This window comes from Streptomyces sp. DI166 (assembly GCF_900091315.1).
Lineage (GTDB): Bacteria > Actinomycetota > Actinomycetes > Streptomycetales > Streptomycetaceae > Streptomyces > Streptomyces fuscus.
Map to the genome: position 1 here is coordinate 43,213 of NZ_FLSP01000031.1, position 16,772 is coordinate 59,984.

Here is a 16,772-nt window from a genome sequence, read left to right on the forward strand (position 1 = left end):
GGGTCAGAAAGGGCGCTGACCAGCCGTTATGCGACCTACATATGCAGGAACCTTTAAGTAAGAAGGCAGCGAAAATAGCGTTGCCGGAGTAATCTCATCCGCTAGACCACTCGGCTTTATGGACTAGACCAAAAGCAGTGGCGACGGTATATAGAAGGGATCACGAATGTGAGCCGCATCCGGAGCCTGGAAGGCAGAGCATGAGCACCGACGTCAGCAGTGCGGAGAACGAGGGTGGGGCGACCGTCCGTACCGCGCGCGTGCCGAAGTACTACCGCCTGAAGAAGCATCTCCTCGACATGACGGAGACCCAGGCGCCGGGCACGCCCGTCCCGCCCGAGCGCACGCTGGCGGCGGAGTTCGACACCTCGCGCACCACGGTGCGCCAGGCCCTCCAGGAACTGGTCGTCGAGGGCCGGCTGGAACGCATCCAGGGCAAGGGCACCTTCGTCGCCAAGCCGAAGGTCTCGCAGGCGCTCCAGCTGACCTCGTACACCGAGGACATGCGCGCCCAGGGTCTGGAACCGACCTCCCAGCTGCTGGACATCGGCTACATCACCGCCGACGACCGGCTCGCCGACCTGCTCGACATCACCGCGGGCGGACGCGTCCTGCGCATCGAGCGGCTGCGCATGGCCAACGGCGAGCCGATGGCCATCGAGACCACCCACCTGAGCGCCAAGCGCTTCCCGGCGCTGCGCCGGTCCCTGGTCAAGTACACCTCGCTGTACACCGCGCTGGCCGAGGTCTACGACGTCCATCTCGCCGAGGCCGAGGAGACCATCGAGACCTCGCTGGCCACCCCGCGCGAGGCGGGCCTGCTCGGCACCGACGTGGGCCTGCCGATGCTGATGCTCTCCCGGCACTCCCTGGACCGCGACGGACAGCCGGTGGAGTGGGTGCGCTCGGTGTACCGGGGCGACCGGTACAAGTTCGTGGCGCGCCTGAAGCGGCCCGCGGAATAGGCCCGTTGCACACCGGCGGCCCTCTCGTCCCACGCGGGGCGGGAGGGCCTTCGTGCTGCCCAGGGGCGATCGAGGGACACGGAGGGGTTCCGCTGCCGCGGCCCGTGGCCTACATTGCCTGCGCATTGCACGGATCTGCGGTGAGGGGAGGACCCCGGGTGCCGGACGCCCCGAAAGCGGACCGACGCCCTGTGGTGACGCCGGTCCGCGTCCTCATCGCCCTGTGCCTGACCGCCCCCTTCGTGGCGATGCTGTGGGTGGGTTCCTACGCGCGCGCCGAACCGGCTGTCGCCGGCGTCCCGTTCTTCTACTGGTACCAGCTGGCCTGGGTGGTGCTGTCCACCGCGCTGACCCTGGCCGCGTACAAGCTGCACCGGCGCGACCGGCGCTCCCGCGGGGCGGCACCCGACGGCGAGTGAACCGGCGCGGGGCGCGGCCGGACTCGTACAGAATTCCCTCCATGGACTTCGAGATCCGGCCGGTCGGGCCCGCCGAGCACGACGAACTGGGTGAGATCACCGCGCAGGCGTACCTGAGGGACGGACTGCTCGCCTTCGGCGACGCCGACTGGTACCTCGGCGAGCTGAAGGACGTCGCCAAGCGCGCCGCCGCCGCGGACGTCCTGGTCGCCGCCGACTCCGGCCGCCTCCTCGGCGGCGTCACCTACGTCCCCTCCGGCGGTCCGATGGCCGACCTCGCCCGCTCCGGAGAGGCCGAGATCCGTATGCTCGCGGTCGCCCACGAGGCCCGCGGCCGGGGTGTCGGCCAGGCCCTGGTCCAGGCTTGCGTCGACCGCGCCACCGGCTCGGCCACGGGCATCGTCCTGTCCACCCAGCCCTCGATGCGCGCCGCCCACCGCATCTACGAACGCCTGGGTTTCACCCGCGCCCCGGAGCGGGACTGGCACCCGTTGCCGGAGCATCCCGAGTTCACTCTGCTCACCTATGAGTTGACGCTCTGAGACCAGCGCGACACAACATCTGGGGGTGCTATCGCAGCCCGGCACAAGATGTATGCTCATGCTCGCTGTCGCCGCAGGGGAATCCGGTGCGAATCCGGAACTGTCCCGCAACGGTGTACTGGCGTGTGTCCGCACGCCTGTTCAGTCCGAGGACCTGCCGACAGTGCACCCGGCCGTCCGGTCCGGGTGCCCGACGTCCGGGCCTCGTGGGATGGGCCGGTGGACGCGACGCCCCGTGCGCTCGTGCTGCCCGCTGTCCTCCGCGTGGCCCCGTGCCGAGCGAGGGAGAGCCCCACGTGACCATCGCGCCAGCCGATCCGGCTTCAGCCGCACCGGTGGAGACGGACGGTCCCGGTGCCGCGCTGCTGCGGACCCTGACCGAGCTGACCGCCGACCTCCCCGACGCCGACCCCGGACGGGTCGCCGCCGCCGCGCTGCGCGGCCGGTCCGCCCGCGCGGACGAGGCGGAGCTGCGCGAGCTGGCCACCGAGGCGGCCGCCGGGCTGATCTCCGAGGACCCGGCCTACTCGCGGCTGGCCGCCAGGCTACTGACGGTCTCCATCGCCGCCGAGGCCGCCTCGCAGGGCGTCACCCGCTTCACCGAGTCCGTGGCCGTCGGGCACCGCGAGGGACTCATCGCCGACCGGACCGCCGAGTTCGTACGGCTGCACGGCGAGCGGCTGGACGCGGTGATCGACCCGGCCGCCGACGACCGCTTCGGCTACTTCGGGCTGCGCACCCTGCACAGCCGCTACCTGCTGCGCCACCCCATCACCCGCAAGGTCGTCGAGACGCCCCAGCACTTCATGCTCCGCGTCGCCGCCGGACTCGCCGAGGACGACAGCGCCCGGTCCGTGGACGAGGTCACCGCGCTCTACGGGCTGATGAGCCGGCTCGACTACCTGCCCTCCTCCCCCACGCTGTTCAACTCCGGCACCCGGCACCCCCAGATGTCGTCCTGCTACCTGCTGGACTCCCCCAAGGACGAGCTGGACTCCATCTACGACCGCTACCACCAGGTCGCCCGGCTCTCCAAGCACGCCGGCGGCATCGGCCTGTCCTACTCCCGTATCCGCAGCCGGGGTTCACTGATCCGGGGCACCAACGGGCACTCCAACGGCATCGTGCCGTTCCTGAAGACGCTGGACGCCTCCGTGGCGGCCGTGAACCAGGGCGGGCGGCGCAAGGGCGCGGCGGCGGTGTACCTGGAGACCTGGCACTCCGACATCGAGGAGTTCCTGGAGCTGCGGGACAACACCGGTGAGGACGCCCGCCGTACGCACAACCTGAACCTCGCGCACTGGATCCCGGACGAGTTCATGCGCCGGGTCAACGCCGACGAGCAGTGGAGCCTGTTCTCCCCGGCCGACGTGCCCGAGCTGGTGGACCTGTGGGGCGAGGAGTTCGACGCCGCCTACCGCAAGGCCGAGCAGGCCGGGCTCGCCCGCAGGACCATCGCGGCGCGTGATCTGTACGGACGGATGATGCGGACCCTGGCGCAGACCGGCAACGGCTGGATGACCTTCAAGGACGCCGCCAACCGCACCGCCAACCAGACCGCCCTGCCCGGCCATGTCGTGCACTCCTCCAACCTGTGCACGGAGATCCTGGAGGTCACCGACGACGGGGAGACCGCGGTCTGCAACCTGGGCTCGGTCAACCTCGGCGCCTTCGTGCGCGACGGCGACCTGGACTGGGAGCGGCTGGACGCCACGGTCCGCACGGCCGTGACCTTCCTGGACCGCGTGGTGGACATCAACTTCTACCCGACCGAGCAGGCCGGCCGCTCCAACGCCAAGTGGCGTCCGGTGGGCCTGGGCGCGATGGGCCTGCAGGACGTCTTCTTCCAGCTGCGGCTGCCCTTCGACTCCCCCGAGGCCAAGGCGCTGTCCACCCGGATCGCCGAGCGGATCATGCTCGCCGCCTACGAGGCCTCCGCGGACCTCGCCGAGCGCAACGGCCCGCTCCCGGCCTGGGAGAAGACCCGTACCGCCCGGGGCGTGCTGCACCCCGACCACTACGACGTCGAGCTGACCTGGCCGGAGCGGTGGGCGGCGCTGCGCTCCCGGGTCGCCGAGGTCGGTCTGCGCAACTCGCTGCTGCTGGCGATCGCGCCGACGGCGACCATCGCCTCCATCGCGGGCGTGTACGAGTGCATCGAGCCGCAGGTGTCCAACCTGTTCAAGCGCGAGACGCTGTCGGGTGAGTTCCTGCAGGTCAACTCCTACCTGGTGAGGGACCTCAAGGAGCTGGGCGTGTGGGACGCCCGCACCCGGGAGGCGCTGCGCGACGCCAACGGCTCGGTGCAGGGCTTCGCCTGGATCCCGGAGGACGTGCGGAAGCTGTACCGCACGGCGTGGGAGATCCCGCAGCGCGGTCTGATCGACATGGCGGCGGCCCGTACGCCGTTCCTGGACCAGTCGCAGTCGCTGAACCTGTTCCTGGAGACGCCGACCATCGGCAAGCTCTCCTCGATGTACGCCTACGCCTGGAAGTCCGGGCTGAAGACCACGTACTACCTGCGCTCGCGCCCGGCGACCCGGATCGCCCGCGCCGCCCAGGCCACCGTCCCCGTCCAGCAGGCCGCCGACCCTGAGGCGGTCGCCTGCTCCCTTGAGAACCCCGAGTCCTGCGAGGCCTGCCAGTAATGTCCACCCGTAACCAGAACCTGCTCGACCCGGGCTTCGAACTGACTCTGCGCCCCATGCGCTACCCGGACTTCTACGAGCGCTACCGGGACGCGATCAAGAACACCTGGACCGTCGAGGAGGTCGACCTCCACTCGGACGTCGCCGACCTGGCGAAGCTCACCCCCGCCGAGCAGCACCTGATCGGGCGGCTGGTCGCCTTCTTCGCGACCGGTGACTCGATCGTCGCGAACAACCTGGTGCTGACGCTGTACAAGCACATCAACTCCCCCGAGGCGCGGCTGTATCTGAGCCGTCAGCTCTTCGAGGAGGCCGTGCACGTCCAGTTCTATCTGACGCTGCTGGACACCTACCTGCCCGACCCGGAGGACCGGGCGGCGGCGTTCGCGGCGGTGGAGAACATCCCCTCCATCCGCGAGAAGGCCGGGTTCTGCTTCAAGTGGATCAACGAGGTGGAGAAGCTGGAGCGCCTGGAGTCACAGGCGGACCGGCGGCGCTTCCTGCTCAACCTGATCTGCTTCGCGGCCTGCATCGAGGGCCTGTTCTTCTACGGTGCCTTCGCCTACGTGTACTGGTTCCGCAGCCGGGGCCTGCTGCACGGCCTTGCGACCGGCACCAACTGGGTGTTCCGCGACGAGACGATGCACATGAGCTTCGCCTTCGACGTGGTGGACACCGTCCGCAAGGAGGAGCCGGAGCTGTTCGACGACCGGCTCCAGGAGCAGGTCACCGACATGCTGCGGGAGGCCGTCGAGGCCGAGCTGCAGTTCGCGCGCGACCTGTGCGGTGACGGCCTCCCGGGGATGAACACCGAGTCGATGCGGCAGTACCTGGAGTGCGTGGCCGACCAGCGGCTGACCCGGCTCGGCTTCGCCCCGGTGTACGGCTCGGAGAACCCCTTCTCCTTCATGGAGCTGCAGGGGGTTCAGGAGCTGACCAACTTCTTCGAGCGGCGTCCCTCGGCGTACCAGGTGGCGGTGGAGGGCACCGTCGACCTCGACGAGGACTTCTGAGCCGGGCGGTCCGTCCCGGTGGGGCGGTCCGCGTTCAGCTGGCGGTCGATCCGGCGCTCGTGGCGCATGCCCGCGAGCGCCGGTGCCGCGAGGAGGAGGAAGAGAACGGTCACGGTCAGGAATCCGATGAATGCGTCCATGAGGTAAGTGTCGTACGGCAAGAACACTCCTGACAGTGGCAGGACTGCCTGACACCGTCGAATTACTGCCAATGGCGTGCGACACTGGCCGCATGCTGAGGAACGTGGCGGTGGCCCTGCTCGACGGTGTGCATCCCTTCGAACTCGGAGTGGTCTGCGAGGTGTTCGGCCTCGACCGCAGTGACCAGGGGCTCCCGGTGTACGACTTCGCGGTCGTCTCGGCCGAGGGCCCCACGCTGACCACCCATGTCCCCGGCTTCACGGTCAGCACCCCGCACGGCCTGGACCGGCTGGACGAGGCCGATCTGATCGTCGTCCCGGCCGGGAGCCACTACATCGACCGGGAGTACCCGCCCGCGCTGCTGGAGGCCCTGGTACGCGCCGTGGACCGGGGCGCCCGGGTGCTCAGCGTCTGCTCCGGGGTGTTCGTGCTCGGCGCCGCCGGGCTGCTCGACGGACGGCGCTGCGCCGCCCACTGGATGCAGGCCGAGCAGCTCTCCCGCCGCTACCCGCGCGCGAAGGTCGAGCCCGATGTGCTCTACGTCGACGAGGACCCGGTGATCACCTCGGCCGGCACGGCCGCCGGCATCGACGCCTGTCTGCACCTGGTCCGCAAGGAGCAGGGCGTGGAGGTCGCCAACGCCATCGCCCGGCGCATGGTGGTGCCGCCGCACCGGGACGGCGGGCAGGCGCAGTACGTCGACCGCCCGCTGCCCCGCTCGCAGTGCGACACCGTCGGCGAGGTCCTGATCTGGATGGAGCGGCACCTCGACGAGGAGGTCACCGTCGAGCAGCTCGCCGACCTCGCGCACATGTCCCCGCGCACCTTCGCCCGCCGCTTCCAGCAGGAGACCGGGACCACGCCCTACCGCTGGATCCTGCGCCAACGGGTGCTGTTGGCCCAGCAGTTGCTGGAGACGACGGACGAGACGGTGGACGCGATCGCGGGCCGCACCGGGTTCGGCGCGGCCGCCGCGCTGCGCCATCACTTCGTACGCGCACTGGGAGTCACCCCGAACGCCTACCGGCGCACCTTCCGGGGCCCGCGGGCGGCCTGAGCCGTTACCGGGGCACCGGCTTGAGAAGCAGGTTGTGCGGACGCAGCGTGATGCCCACCCGGGTGGCGTCGTTGGAGCCGGACACCTGCTCGAAGCGGTACTTCGCGGCCACCGCCGCCGTGATCAGCGTCAGCTGCGCCATGGAGAAGTGATCGCTCGGGCACTTGCGGTTGCCCACGCTGAAGGGGTTCATGGCGTATTTCGGGACCTCCTTCGCCCGTTCCGGGAGCCAGCGGTCCGGGTCGAAGCGGAGGTTGTCCGCGTACGACTGCGGATCGCGCTGGATCGCATACGGGCTGTAGATGATGTCCGCTCCCGCCGGAATGCGATACCCGCCCAGCTCTGTGTCGGTCACCGCGCGACGGGTCAGAATCCAGACGGCCGGGCGCAAACGCATGGCCTCGACGACGACATTGTTGGTGTACCGCAGCGCCCGCACATCCTCGAATGCGACGGGACGGCCACCGGTGACGGATTCGACCTCCGCGGCGACGCGGTCGGCGTGCTCCGGGTGTTCCGTGAGCACCTGTAGCAACCACATGATCGTGGACGCCACGGTTTCGCTTCCGGGGGTGAGTATCGCGACCACCTGGTCGTGGATCTCCTGTTCCCCGATCGGTTCGCCATTCTCGTCCTTTGCCTCCAGCAAGGCCGTCAGCAAATCGTCCGGCTTTTGACCAGATGCCCGCCGCTCGGCGACGATCTCGTCGACCAGAGCGTGCAAATCGGCCAGCGCCCGGTTGAATTTGCGGTTGGGCGGAAGCGGCAGCCGGTAGAGCGGCCCGGCCGGTATCACCATCCGGCGGTACATCCCCCGGAAGACGGTCGCCAGCGCGACGCACAGCCGCTCCGCCCGCTCGTCCATGTAGTCGCCGCGCAGCAGACAGCGGGCGGCGATCCGGACGGCCACCCGGAACGACTCCGAGGTGCAGTCGATCGTCTCGCCGGGCCGCCAGCGCACGGTCAGCGCATGCGCCTCCTCCTCCATGATCGGCCCGTAGCCGGGGATGGCGTCGAGCCGGAACGCGGGCTGGATGGTGCGCCGCTGGCGGCGGTGGCGGGGGCCGTTCGCGGTGGCCACGCCCTCCTTGCCGAGCAGGCCCTCCAGGGACTCCCAGAGCGGTCCGTCGATCTTGAAGTCGGTGGACAGGGCGAGCGCGCCGGTCAGCTCCGGCGTGGTGACGGCGTACACCGTCTTGGGGCCGAGCTTGAGCCGGACCACGTCGCCGTGCGCGCGCAGGCCCGCCATGAAGGCGAGGGGGTCACGCACCAGCTTCCAGCCGTGGCCGAGAAGCGGAACGCCGCCGCCCGCCACCGGAGGCTCCCGCAGTTCGGATTCCGCATATATCTGCGCTTCGGGCTTCACAGACTCGACGGTCATTTCTCACCTGCCGCTTCGTTGTTGACGTACGGGGGCGTGGACCGGTCGTCCCAGCTGTCGACCATGTACCGGCCGGACTCGTGGTGGAACCAGTAGACGGTGCTGAACCAGTTCCGCATATTGCAGACGCAGGCCCGTACGGCGGCACTCAGTTCCTTTCCCCGCACAGTGCCGTCGGCGAGATCGTCGGCGAATCGGAGGGCGGCGCGTTCGGCGACCTGGAATTCGGATATGCATTCCTCGATCCGGCGCCGTACTTCCGTCACCGATTCCTCCAGGGTCAGCCCCTCGTGTTTGATGAGGCTGATTCCCAGATTGTGGACCTCGTCGCCCGCCAATTCCTTCGGCAGCGAGCAGAGGTCGTTGTACCAGGCGGCGAATTCCTGACTGAGCAGCGCCGCCCGCCGATATGCCGGGTGTTTCCGTACCGAGTCCGGCAGTTCACATCCGGCGCTCGGCTCCAGCAGATCGGTCCAGATCCAGTGGGCGAAGGTGAGGCGGCGCAGCGCCAGGTATTCCTCGACGGTGGGGATGACACCATGGGTGCGGTTGTGGAATTCCCGGTCGTACGCCTCGATCACCGCGTGGAAGTGCCGGGCGAACCGGGCGTTCCAACTCTCGGGCAGGAACCCGTACAGCCGCAGCACGCTGTCCGCGAACCCGCCCACCAGCGGGTCCTCGTGGCGCAGGTGGTCCCCGGGGGAGTCCAGTGCCGCGTGCAAGCGGAACCTCAGCCGCCGCCAGGCCGACGGGCGGCGGTGGACGATGTCGCGGTCGTGCCGGTCGTCCCAGACGAAGAACCACGCACTGTAGTCGGCAATCGCCTGGAGGACGTCGTCGGGGGCGCCGATGTAGTAGCCCGCCATGAGGTCGGTGTAGCAAAGTCCGTCGGCATATTCCTTCACCTTGTCCGCCGGCATGAGCCGCTTTTCGAGCAGCCAGGCGCGTGTCTTCTCCTGAAGCCGGGGCCAATACGGATGGAGTTGCCGGGGAAACGCCGCCTCGATCACGGGAAGGGAGAGCGATGGTGGGACCGCGACCGCAGTCGGCGTGGATGTGGTGCCGTGTGGGAATGCATGCACGAACAAGCCCCTCTCAGCCGCCAGTTGCGCACACCCCTCCCGCCGTGCCGGGCGTGCGCCGTTGCGTATCCCCGCACTTCCCATTCAGCACTACAACTGACCGGTCTGGGAACGGATTTGCTCCATTCACTACCCCACGATGCCGAGAATCTCCCCTTGTGTGACTGAATATGGGGCACTAGAAGGCAATGGGATCGAACACCTGACGGACGTACGAACGGCGCCTGTTCCGGAAGTGGTTCCTGAACAGGCGCCGTGCGCCTGGGACTTGGGAGACGTCAGTCGTTCGCCACGACCGGGTAGCGGGGCTCGTTCTCGGCCATCTGACGCAGCGCGTCCTTGCGCTCCCGCTTGGAGAGCCGGTCGATGTACAGGTAGCCGTACAGATGGTCGGTCTCGTGCTGCAAACACCGCGCGAAGTAGCCGGTGCCGCGGACCTTGATCGGGTTGCCCTTCTCGTCCTGGCCGGTGACCTCGGCGTAGTCGGGCCGGGCGAGCGAGGCGTACGCGGTCGGCACCGACAGGCAGCCCTCGTTGCTGTCGTCCAGCCGGCGCTTGTCCGCGGGCAGCTCCACCAGCTCGGGGTTGCACACCACACCGACGTGGCGCACGCCCTGGTCGTCCTGGCAGTCGTAGACGAAGACCTTCAGGTCCACGCCGATCTGGTTGGCGGCCAGGCCCACGCCCTCAGCGGTGCGCTGCGAGGCGAACATGTCCGCCACCAGCTGCTCCAGCTCCTCGCCGAACTCCGTGACGTCCTTGCACTCCTTGTGGAGCACCGGGTTGCCGACGACGGTGATGGGCCGCGAGGTACCGCGCTCACGCCAGGCGTTCTCGCGCTCCTCGGTCTCCTCGGTGTCGATGACGAAGCCCTCGTCGTCCACGGGGAGCACGCCCGCGTGCTGCTGATCGGTGTCCTGCTGCGCCATGACCGACGTACGCCTTCCTGAAAACCAAGTGAGTTCTGCGAATACAGGGTAAAGGGGAGGGCTCAGCAGACCTCTTCCAAGTCCCGCCAGTCCCTCGAATCGGGCGAGTCCGCCACCCAGCCGTCCAGCAGCCCCCGGACCAGCGAGGCCGGCGCGGCCACTCCGCACTCCCGCTCCGGGACCCACAACTGCCCGTCCGTGCGGTGCCCGAGCGGGCCGGGGTGGCCCGGCTCGCTGTGGTCGTGCGGGTCCAGGTGCTCCTCGTCGCCCTCGTCGGAGGGCATCCGGGACTCCGAGCAGGTCCGGCACAGCAGCCGTACCGAGGAGGACCAGTCCTCCGCCGCGAACCCGGCGTCCGCCGCGAGCCGCTCCAGCGCGTCCCGGTCCGCCTCGGTGGCCGCCTCCAGCAGCACCACCCAGGTCGGCACCGGCGAGGGCGCCCACAGCTCGATCTCGTCGAAGACGGGGTACGCGTGCCCGGCCGCGGTGGTCCGCTCGCCGTGCGGGACGCCGTCGTGCAGTACGACCTCGCCCCAGCGCCGCCCGGACGACGGCAGCGGGATGGACAGCACCTCGATCCGCGCCGGGTCCAGCCTGCGGCCCCACACCACCTCGGCCTCCCCCTCCGGGGACAGCCGTACGGCGGCGCTGCCGAGGTCCATGCCGACGGGTTCCCCGGAGTCGGTGGCGCCGCCCGGCACCCGCAGCCCGTAGGCCTGCCAGGCCCGCCGGGCCAGCGGCCAGTCCTGCAGCGCGGTGGCCGCGATACCGACGTTCCACCAGTCGGGCGCCCCGGTCTCCCGGTCGAGCAGCGCCACGGCCCGCAGGCCCGCCGCCCGCGCCTGCTCCCAGTCGTGCCGGAACTTGTGCAGCAGGGCGAGGTTGAACCAGGACTCGGACAGCCAGGGCTCCAGGTCGGCGGCGCGGGTGAGGAGCGCGCCCGCGTCCTCGTACCGGCCGTCGCCGATCAGCGTGAACGCGCGGTCGGTCGCCTTCCGCCAGGAGGCGGAGGGCCGGTGCCGTCCCTTGCCGAAGATCCTCACGATTCCCGCCTGCCAGTTCCGAGGAGTGGGCCGGCTGTGCCCCCGGGACAGCCTCTTGGAGACCCTCTCCCTCGCATCCAACCACGGACCGCTGGAGAGGCGCTCATTACCCATGGGTTACCCCGCCCGACCCAAGGTCAGACAGTCCCTTGACAGCTCCCTGCCCGAGCCGTTGCGCACCGCCCCGGTCGTTCAGCAGCACCCGTGCCAGCGCCTCCACGACCTCCGGAGCGTACTCGTCCGCCGTGCCCAGACGCAGCTCCTCCAGCGCCTTCAGGGACCCCCCGGGCCCCGCTCCCCGCGCCTTCTCCTCGTAGGCGTTGACCGCCCGGACGATCCGCGCGGCCGGCGGCTGTTCCGGGCAGGGGTCGGCCTGCCGCTCGACGATCACGGCGACCGAGCCGTCCACCCCGGTCTGCCGGACCACGGCGCCCCCGAGCAGGGCGATCCGGCGCTGTTCGGCGGCGGGCAGACCGGCGGTGGCCCCGGCCGGGACCGGGTCGAGGAGGCTGAGCTGTCCGATGTCGTGCATCAGGGCGGCGTACTCCAGCACGGTCAGTTCGTCCCCGGACAGCCCCAGGTCGCGGCCCACGGCGACGCTGAGCGCGGCGACACGGCGGGCGTGCCCGGCCGGGGTGTACCCGGCGACCTCGGTGGCGCGGGCCAGGGAGGCGATGGTCTGCCGGTAGGTGGCGCGGACGGCGGCGTACCGGCGGAAGGAGAGCTGGGTGAGCAGCAGGGGCAGGCAGAACACGGGCAGCGCCCACAGGCCGACGACGGCCACCGCGAGCGCCATCACGGCGCCGGTGGCGCAGACCGCCGAGCCGATGCCGAGCAGGCCGCGCAGTTCGTCCCGGAGCAGGGGCGCGAAGGGCCAGCCGGTGCGGGAGTGGGCGAGCGCGGCGGAGAGCACCGCGTCGCACAGGGAGGTGAGGGTGAGCAGGGCGACGATCAGCAGGGCGTAGGCGGCGCCGCCGAAGTCGTCGAACACGCCCCGGCTGTACAGGGGTTGGAAGCAGCAGGCGGCGAAGCCGACGGTGAGCACCCGGCGGGCCAGGTGGTCGCGGGCCCGTGTGGCGTGCCGGGCGCCGCCGAGCAGCGCGGCGGCGAAGACGACGGCGACGACCTGGAGGGCGCCGTGGTGGCTGGGCTGCCCGGCGTGCGTGCCGAGGAGGGCGTACGCCAGCGCCCCGGCGGCGCCGAGCGGTGCCGCTTCCCGGGCGGGGGCGCCGGTCCAGCGGGTGAACTCGCCGAGCGCGATGAGCGCGCCGAACGCCAGCGCGACGGGACGTTCCGCCAGACCGTGCCGGAGGGTGTCGAGGAGAGCGACGGCGACCAGCAGGGCGGCGCTGCCGTGGATGAGGGGCCGTGACCGGCGGCTCACCGCTGGACCACCGTGGACCGGGGCCTGGGCGGGCGCGGCGCCTCCGCGGTGACGGCGGGGTGCCAGCCGTTCCGGGCGACGGATCTGACCAGCGCCTGGACCATCCGCGGGTCGAAGTGCGTGCCCGCGCACCGCTCCAGCTCCGCCAGCGCCACCGGGACCGGCCGGGCCCTGCTGTAGGAGCGGTTGGAGGTCATCGCGTCGAAGGCGTCGGCGACGGCGACGACCCGCGCCGACTCCGGGATCTGGGCGCCGACCAGTCCGTACGGGTACCCGCTGCCGTCCAGCCGCTCGTGGTGGTGCAGTACGGCCCCCCTGGCCTCGCCGAGGAAGGAGATGCCGCGGACCATCTCGTGGCCGTACTCCGGGTGGAGTTCGATGATCCGGCGTTCCTCGGGGGTGAGGGGTCCGTCCTTGCGCAGCAGCCGGGTGGGCACCCCGAGTTTGCCCACGTCGTGCAGGATGCCCGCGAACCGCAGCACCTCGACGCGCTCGGCGTCCATGCCCAGTTCCCGGGCGATCATCATGGACGCCTGTCCGACCCGCTCGCTGTGGCCGCGGGTGTAGCCGTCCTTGATGTCGACGGCCTGCACCAGCGCCCGGATGGTCGCCTGGTGGGCCGCCCGCTCCCGGTGCACCTGGGCGAAGACCCACCAGGAGACACCCATCGGCAGCAGGACGAGCAGCGCGGCGACGGGGCCGTACGGGCTGCGCCACAGGACGGCCATCATCAGTCCGGCGAGACCGTGCACGGCGATCGGGGCGAGGGAGCGCAGGAAGAGCCCGCGCCAGGCGCGCCGGGCGGGCACCCGCTCGGCGACGACGAGGATGGAGCCGTCGAGGACGGTGAGCACCAGGCAGAAGGCCAGCACGGCGGCCCCGGCGGGCAGCAGGGCGTAAGGGAAGTCGGGGGCGACGACCGCGTCCCGGCCGCCCAGCGCCCAGTGGACCCGGGCGGCGGCCCAGACGGCGAGCGCCAACTGGGCGGCCCGCCACAGCCGTCGGACGCCCGCGCCCTGGGAGAGCAGTGCTCCGGGCACCGCGACCAGGGCCGCGGCGGGCGGGGGCAGCAGGAAGGCGCCGGCCAGCAGGACCGGGTAGAAGGTGCCGGCGAAGCGGCGGCGGGCGATCTGCTCGCATCCGGCGTACAGCGCGGCCAGGAGGGCGAGGGCCCACCAGGGCGTACGGACGGCCGGAAGCGGAAGCAGGCAGAGCAGGGCGCCGAGGGCGGCACAGGCCACGTACACACGTGCCCGTACGGGAATGCCCTCCATCTGCCCCTCCCCTGACCATGCCTGTCCAGGCTGATCGGAGCCTAGGACGGCCAGGGGGAGGCGGCGGGCTTATCACCCGCCGATTAGCACGTTCGGGTGACGACGGCCCTGCTGGGCACCGGAGTTCAGGACTCCTGCGGCGTGGCCGTGACGTCGTGCTCGGGGACGGCCTGTCCGGAGCGGATCAGATCGAGCCGCCCCAGCACCTTCGAGCGCAGGTCGCTGGGCACGTCGTCATGCCCGCAACACCGCTTGACCAGCTTCTTCACGGCCTCTTCCAGGCCGTACTTCTCCAGGCACGGCGAGCACTCCTGGAAGTGCTGCTTGAACTTGTCACGATCGACGTCCGGCATCTCACTGTCGAGAAACTCGTACAGATGCTCAAGGACCTCACTGCAGTCCGTCTCGTGCGGCTCTCCGCAGCTCATGAGCCCGAGCCTTTCGCGTCGTTCGACTCTCCGGCGCCCGCAGGGACCAGCCCGCGCTCACGGGCGTAGTCCTCCAGCATGCCGCGCAGTTGACGGCGTCCCCGGTGCAGCCGGGACATCACCGTACCGATGGGTGTCCCCATGATGTCCGCGATCTCCTTGTAGGCAAAGCCCTCGACGTCCGCGAGATAAACGGCGATGCGGAATTCCTCGGGGATCGCCTGCAGCGCTTCCTTCACGTCCGAGTCGGGCAGGTGGTCGAGCGCCTGCGACTCCGCGGAGCGCAGACCCGTCGACATGTGCGACTCGGCACGGGCCAGCTGCCAGTCCTCGATCTCCTCGGCCGCGGAGCGCTGGGGTTCACGCTGCTTCTTGCGGTAGGAGTTGATGAAGGTGTTGGTGAGGATCCGGTACAGCCAGGCCTTGAGGTTGGTGCCCTCGCGGAACTGGTGGAAGGACGCGTATGCCTTCGCGTACGTCTCCTGCACCAGGTCCTCGGCGTCGGCCGGGTTGCGCGTCATGCGCAGGGCGGCCGAGTACATCTGGTCGAGGAATTCCAGCGCGTCCCGCTCGAAGCGCGCGCTGCGCTCGGCGTCCGTCTCGGGGGACATGCCGGTGCCCTGGCCCTCGGGCTGCTCCGCCTGGCCGTTGTCGGTCCCTGCGTCGGTACCGGTGACCGGACCCACCTCCTCAAGATTTCGGGCAGCACCGAATCCGGTGTCGCCAGAATCGGAGGATAGACGAACCTCCGGTCCGCCCGCCGCTCGAACAGGAGCGGTCTTGGCCGCGTGCAGCACCGTCCACTCCAGGTCGGTGCGGCTTTCACGGGCCGGGCAGAAGGTGGAACCCATGCGGCGGACTTCCTCTCCTACGACGATTGGTGCTGGTCGGCCAGCGCCTCTGTCCGCCACAACAGCTCCGTGGAGCGAGGCATTCCCGAAGCTTTACCTCAGTGACCCGGTCCACTTCACGACGGCGTCGGTGATCACGGCCACGGCCTGCTCCTGGGTGAGGTCCGCCCGCTTGGGCACGGCGAAGCCATGATCGCCGTACGGGACCTCGACCAGCTCGTAGGAGCCCTCCGGGAACTCCCCGGGCCGGCCGAAGGGGTCGTTGCCGCCCTGGACGACGAGGGTGGGCACCCCGGTCCCGAGCAGTTCCTGCGCACGGGACTTCTCCGGCTTGCCCGGTGGGTGCAGCGGGAAGCTGAGGGCGAGGACGGCACGGGCACCCAGCTCGGTGGCGGTACGGCAGGCGACGCGGGCCCCGGCGCTGCGTCCGCCGGAGATCACCGGCAGGCCGGGCTTCGTCAGCGCGGGCCACAGACCCCGCCAGCCGGTGTCCAGGGTCTTCGGGGCGGGGGCGACCTTCTTCCCGGCCACCCGCCAGGGCTGCTCCACCAGGGCGACGGTCACCCCGTGCCCGGGCAGGACCTGCGCCAGCGCCCGGAGGTCGCGGGCCTCGATACCGCCGCCCGCGCCATGGCTGACGGCGAGCACAAGGCGGGGCTTCTTCGCGCGGTGCCAGGTGATGCGGGCGTCGCCCGCGTCGGTGGTGATGATCTCGGTGGTCGCTTCAGACTCGGTGGTCACGCTAGAAGAGTGTGCCTTCCTCGGGGCCCGCCAGCTCCTTCAGCAGCTCCGGGCCGTTGTTGCGGACGTTGCTGACGGCGGTGGTCACCGGGTAGGCGCGCATCAGCCCGGGGGGCGGCGGGGCGAGCAGGTCGCGCAGGTCGTCGGGGTCGGTGCGGGCGGGGTCGAGCCAGGCGTCCCAGCGGTCCGGGGTGAGCATCAGCGGCATCCGGGGGTGGATGTCGGCGAGGGCGCGCGGGCCGTCCGCGGGGGCCACGGCGAGCGGGCCGGTCTCGGCCTCGGTGGTGATCACGGAGCAGGTCACCCACCAGGCCTGCGGGTGGTCGTCGGGCAGGGTGCGGTCCCGCCAGAACTCGTAGAGCCCCGCCATCGCGAAGACCGAGCCGTCGGCGGGGAGCACGAAGTACGGCTGCTTGCGGGGACGCTTCTTCTTCCCCTCGACCTCCAGCTCGCGCTCGGCGGCGCCGGTGACCCACTCGTAGTAGCCGTCGGCGGGCAGGATGCAGCGGCGGGCGGCGAAGGCGCGGCGGTAGGACGGCTTCTCGTGGACGGTCTCGGCGCGCGCGTTGATCATCCGGGCGGCGCCCTCGGGCGTCTTGGACCAGGACGGTACGAGCCCCCACTTGAGCTTGCGCAGCTGCCGTACCGGGCGCTTGTCGTCGGCGTCCTTCAGGGGGCGGTCCAGGACCGCGTAGACCTCTTTGGTGGGGGCGACGTTGTAGTCGGGCTCCAGGGTCTCCTCGGGCTCCCACTTCTCGATCTCGAAGATCCCCGCGAGGTCCTCGGGCCTACGACTCGACGCGTACCGTCCGCACATTAGAAGAACAATCCCTCCCGTGTGTGCCCCGTCCACCGGGACACCTACCAGGGTGGC

At 70.5% G+C, this 16,772-nt stretch carries 16 protein-coding genes and 1 riboswitch; of the genes, 6 read left to right on the forward strand and 10 right to left on the reverse strand.

The window, feature by feature from the left end:
* The first annotated feature begins 200 nt into the window (after nt 1–200).
* The 6 genes from GA0115233_RS17415 (at nt 201) to GA0115233_RS17445 (ending at nt 6,785) form a co-directional block, all read left to right on the forward strand.
* Nucleotides 201–965, forward strand: coding sequence for a GntR family transcriptional regulator (locus GA0115233_RS17415; protein ID WP_093721146.1), 765 nt, complete (start codon nt 201–203; stop codon nt 963–965).
* Between the two features lie 191 nt (nt 966–1,156).
* Entirely contained in the window at nt 1,157–1,384 is a 228-nt protein-coding gene (locus GA0115233_RS17420) for a DUF3311 domain-containing protein (protein ID WP_107406440.1), read from the forward strand.
* Nucleotides 1,385–1,425: 41 nt separating this feature from the next.
* On the forward strand, nt 1,426–1,926 hold the full coding sequence (locus GA0115233_RS17425) for a GNAT family N-acetyltransferase (protein ID WP_093721148.1): 501 nt from the start codon (nt 1,426–1,428) through the stop codon (nt 1,924–1,926).
* A gap of 77 nt (nt 1,927–2,003) precedes the next feature.
* A riboswitch (cobalamin riboswitch) is annotated at nt 2,004–2,081 on the forward strand.
* A 141-nt stretch (nt 2,082–2,222) separates the two neighbouring features.
* Complete coding sequence (locus GA0115233_RS17430; protein ID WP_093721149.1) at nt 2,223–4,574, forward strand: ribonucleoside-diphosphate reductase subunit alpha; 2,352 nt, start codon at nt 2,223–2,225, stop codon at nt 4,572–4,574.
* The gene (locus GA0115233_RS17435) at nt 4,574–5,587 is read left to right on the forward strand and encodes a ribonucleotide-diphosphate reductase subunit beta (protein ID WP_093721150.1); all 1,014 of its coding nucleotides are present in this window, start codon (nt 4,574–4,576) and stop codon (nt 5,585–5,587) included. The genes GA0115233_RS17430 and GA0115233_RS17435 overlap by 1 nt, the downstream gene beginning before the upstream one ends.
* Before the next feature lie 232 nt (nt 5,588–5,819).
* Nucleotides 5,820–6,785 carry a GlxA family transcriptional regulator gene (locus tag GA0115233_RS17445; protein WP_093721152.1) on the forward strand — a complete coding sequence of 322 codons (966 nt, stop codon included), beginning with the start codon at nt 5,820–5,822 and terminating at the stop codon, nt 6,783–6,785.
* Between the two features lie 4 nt (nt 6,786–6,789).
* Here GA0115233_RS17445 and GA0115233_RS17450 read toward each other — a convergent pair whose 3' ends face one another.
* The 10 genes from GA0115233_RS17450 to GA0115233_RS17495 form a co-directional block, all read right to left on the reverse strand.
* Complete coding sequence (locus tag GA0115233_RS17450) at nt 6,790–8,166, reverse strand: bifunctional albaflavenone monooxygenase/terpene synthase (protein WP_093721153.1); 1,377 nt, start codon at nt 8,164–8,166, stop codon at nt 6,790–6,792.
* Nucleotides 8,163–9,248 (reverse strand): epi-isozizaene synthase, encoded by a 1,086-nt coding sequence (gene cyc1, locus GA0115233_RS17455; RefSeq protein WP_093721184.1) that lies wholly within the window; start codon nt 9,246–9,248, stop codon nt 8,163–8,165. The genes GA0115233_RS17450 and cyc1 overlap by 4 nt, the downstream gene beginning before the upstream one ends.
* Nucleotides 9,249–9,526: 278 nt before the next feature.
* Nucleotides 9,527–10,177, reverse strand: coding sequence for a peptide deformylase (gene def / locus GA0115233_RS17460; protein ID WP_093721154.1), 651 nt, complete (start codon nt 10,175–10,177; stop codon nt 9,527–9,529).
* A 62-nt stretch (nt 10,178–10,239) separates the two neighbouring features.
* Entirely contained in the window at nt 10,240–11,220 is a 981-nt protein-coding gene (locus GA0115233_RS17465; RefSeq protein WP_093721155.1) for a tetratricopeptide repeat protein, read from the reverse strand.
* Nucleotides 11,221–11,326: 106 nt separating this feature from the next.
* Nucleotides 11,327–12,604 (reverse strand): HD-GYP domain-containing protein, encoded by a 1,278-nt coding sequence (locus tag GA0115233_RS17470; RefSeq protein ID WP_250748314.1) that lies wholly within the window; start codon nt 12,602–12,604, stop codon nt 11,327–11,329.
* A complete protein-coding gene (locus GA0115233_RS17475) occupies nt 12,601–13,878 on the reverse strand; it encodes an HD-GYP domain-containing protein (protein ID WP_093721156.1) in 1,278 nt (425 codons plus the stop codon). Before GA0115233_RS17475 ends, GA0115233_RS17470 begins: the two co-directional genes overlap by 4 nt.
* Nucleotides 13,879–14,003: 125 nt before the next feature.
* Nucleotides 14,004–14,306, reverse strand: a complete 303-nt coding sequence (gene rsrA / locus GA0115233_RS17480) for a mycothiol system anti-sigma-R factor (RefSeq protein WP_093721157.1) — start codon at nt 14,304–14,306, stop codon at nt 14,004–14,006.
* Nucleotides 14,303–14,992 (reverse strand): RNA polymerase sigma factor SigR, encoded by a 690-nt coding sequence (sigR, locus tag GA0115233_RS17485; protein ID WP_218063488.1) that lies wholly within the window; start codon nt 14,990–14,992, stop codon nt 14,303–14,305. The genes rsrA and sigR overlap by 4 nt, the downstream gene beginning before the upstream one ends.
* 258 nt (nt 14,993–15,250) lie before the next feature.
* Entirely contained in the window at nt 15,251–15,898 is a 648-nt protein-coding gene (locus GA0115233_RS17490; RefSeq protein WP_093721159.1) for an alpha/beta hydrolase family protein, read from the reverse strand.
* A 1-nt stretch (nt 15,899) separates the two neighbouring features.
* Nucleotides 15,900–16,715 carry an SOS response-associated peptidase gene (locus GA0115233_RS17495; RefSeq protein ID WP_093721160.1) on the reverse strand — a complete coding sequence of 272 codons (816 nt, stop codon included), beginning with the start codon at nt 16,713–16,715 and terminating at the stop codon, nt 15,900–15,902.
* Nucleotides 16,716–16,772 lie beyond the last annotated feature (57 nt).

Excerpts from the sequence above, each read along its gene's own strand:
- GA0115233_RS17415 (WP_093721146.1), top strand. The coding sequence starts at position 201 with ATGAGCACCGACGTCAGCAGTGCGGAGAACGAGGGTGGGGCGACCGTC.
- GA0115233_RS17425 (WP_093721148.1), top strand. The coding sequence starts at position 1,426 with ATGGACTTCGAGATCCGGCCGGTCGGGCCCGCCGAGCACGACGAACTG.
- GA0115233_RS17435 (WP_093721150.1), top strand. The coding sequence starts at position 4,574 with ATGTCCACCCGTAACCAGAACCTGCTCGACCCGGGCTTCGAACTGACT.
- GA0115233_RS17445 (WP_093721152.1), top strand. The coding sequence starts at position 5,820 with ATGCTGAGGAACGTGGCGGTGGCCCTGCTCGACGGTGTGCATCCCTTC.
- GA0115233_RS17450 (WP_093721153.1), bottom strand. The coding sequence starts at position 8,166 with ATGACCGTCGAGTCTGTGAAGCCCGAAGCGCAGATATATGCGGAATCC.
- def (WP_093721154.1), bottom strand. The coding sequence starts at position 10,177 with ATGGCGCAGCAGGACACCGATCAGCAGCACGCGGGCGTGCTCCCCGTG.
- GA0115233_RS17475 (WP_093721156.1), bottom strand. The coding sequence starts at position 13,878 with ATGGAGGGCATTCCCGTACGGGCACGTGTGTACGTGGCCTGTGCCGCC.
- rsrA (WP_093721157.1), bottom strand. The coding sequence starts at position 14,306 with ATGAGCTGCGGAGAGCCGCACGAGACGGACTGCAGTGAGGTCCTTGAG.
- GA0115233_RS17495 (WP_093721160.1), bottom strand. The coding sequence starts at position 16,715 with ATGTGCGGACGGTACGCGTCGAGTCGTAGGCCCGAGGACCTCGCGGGG.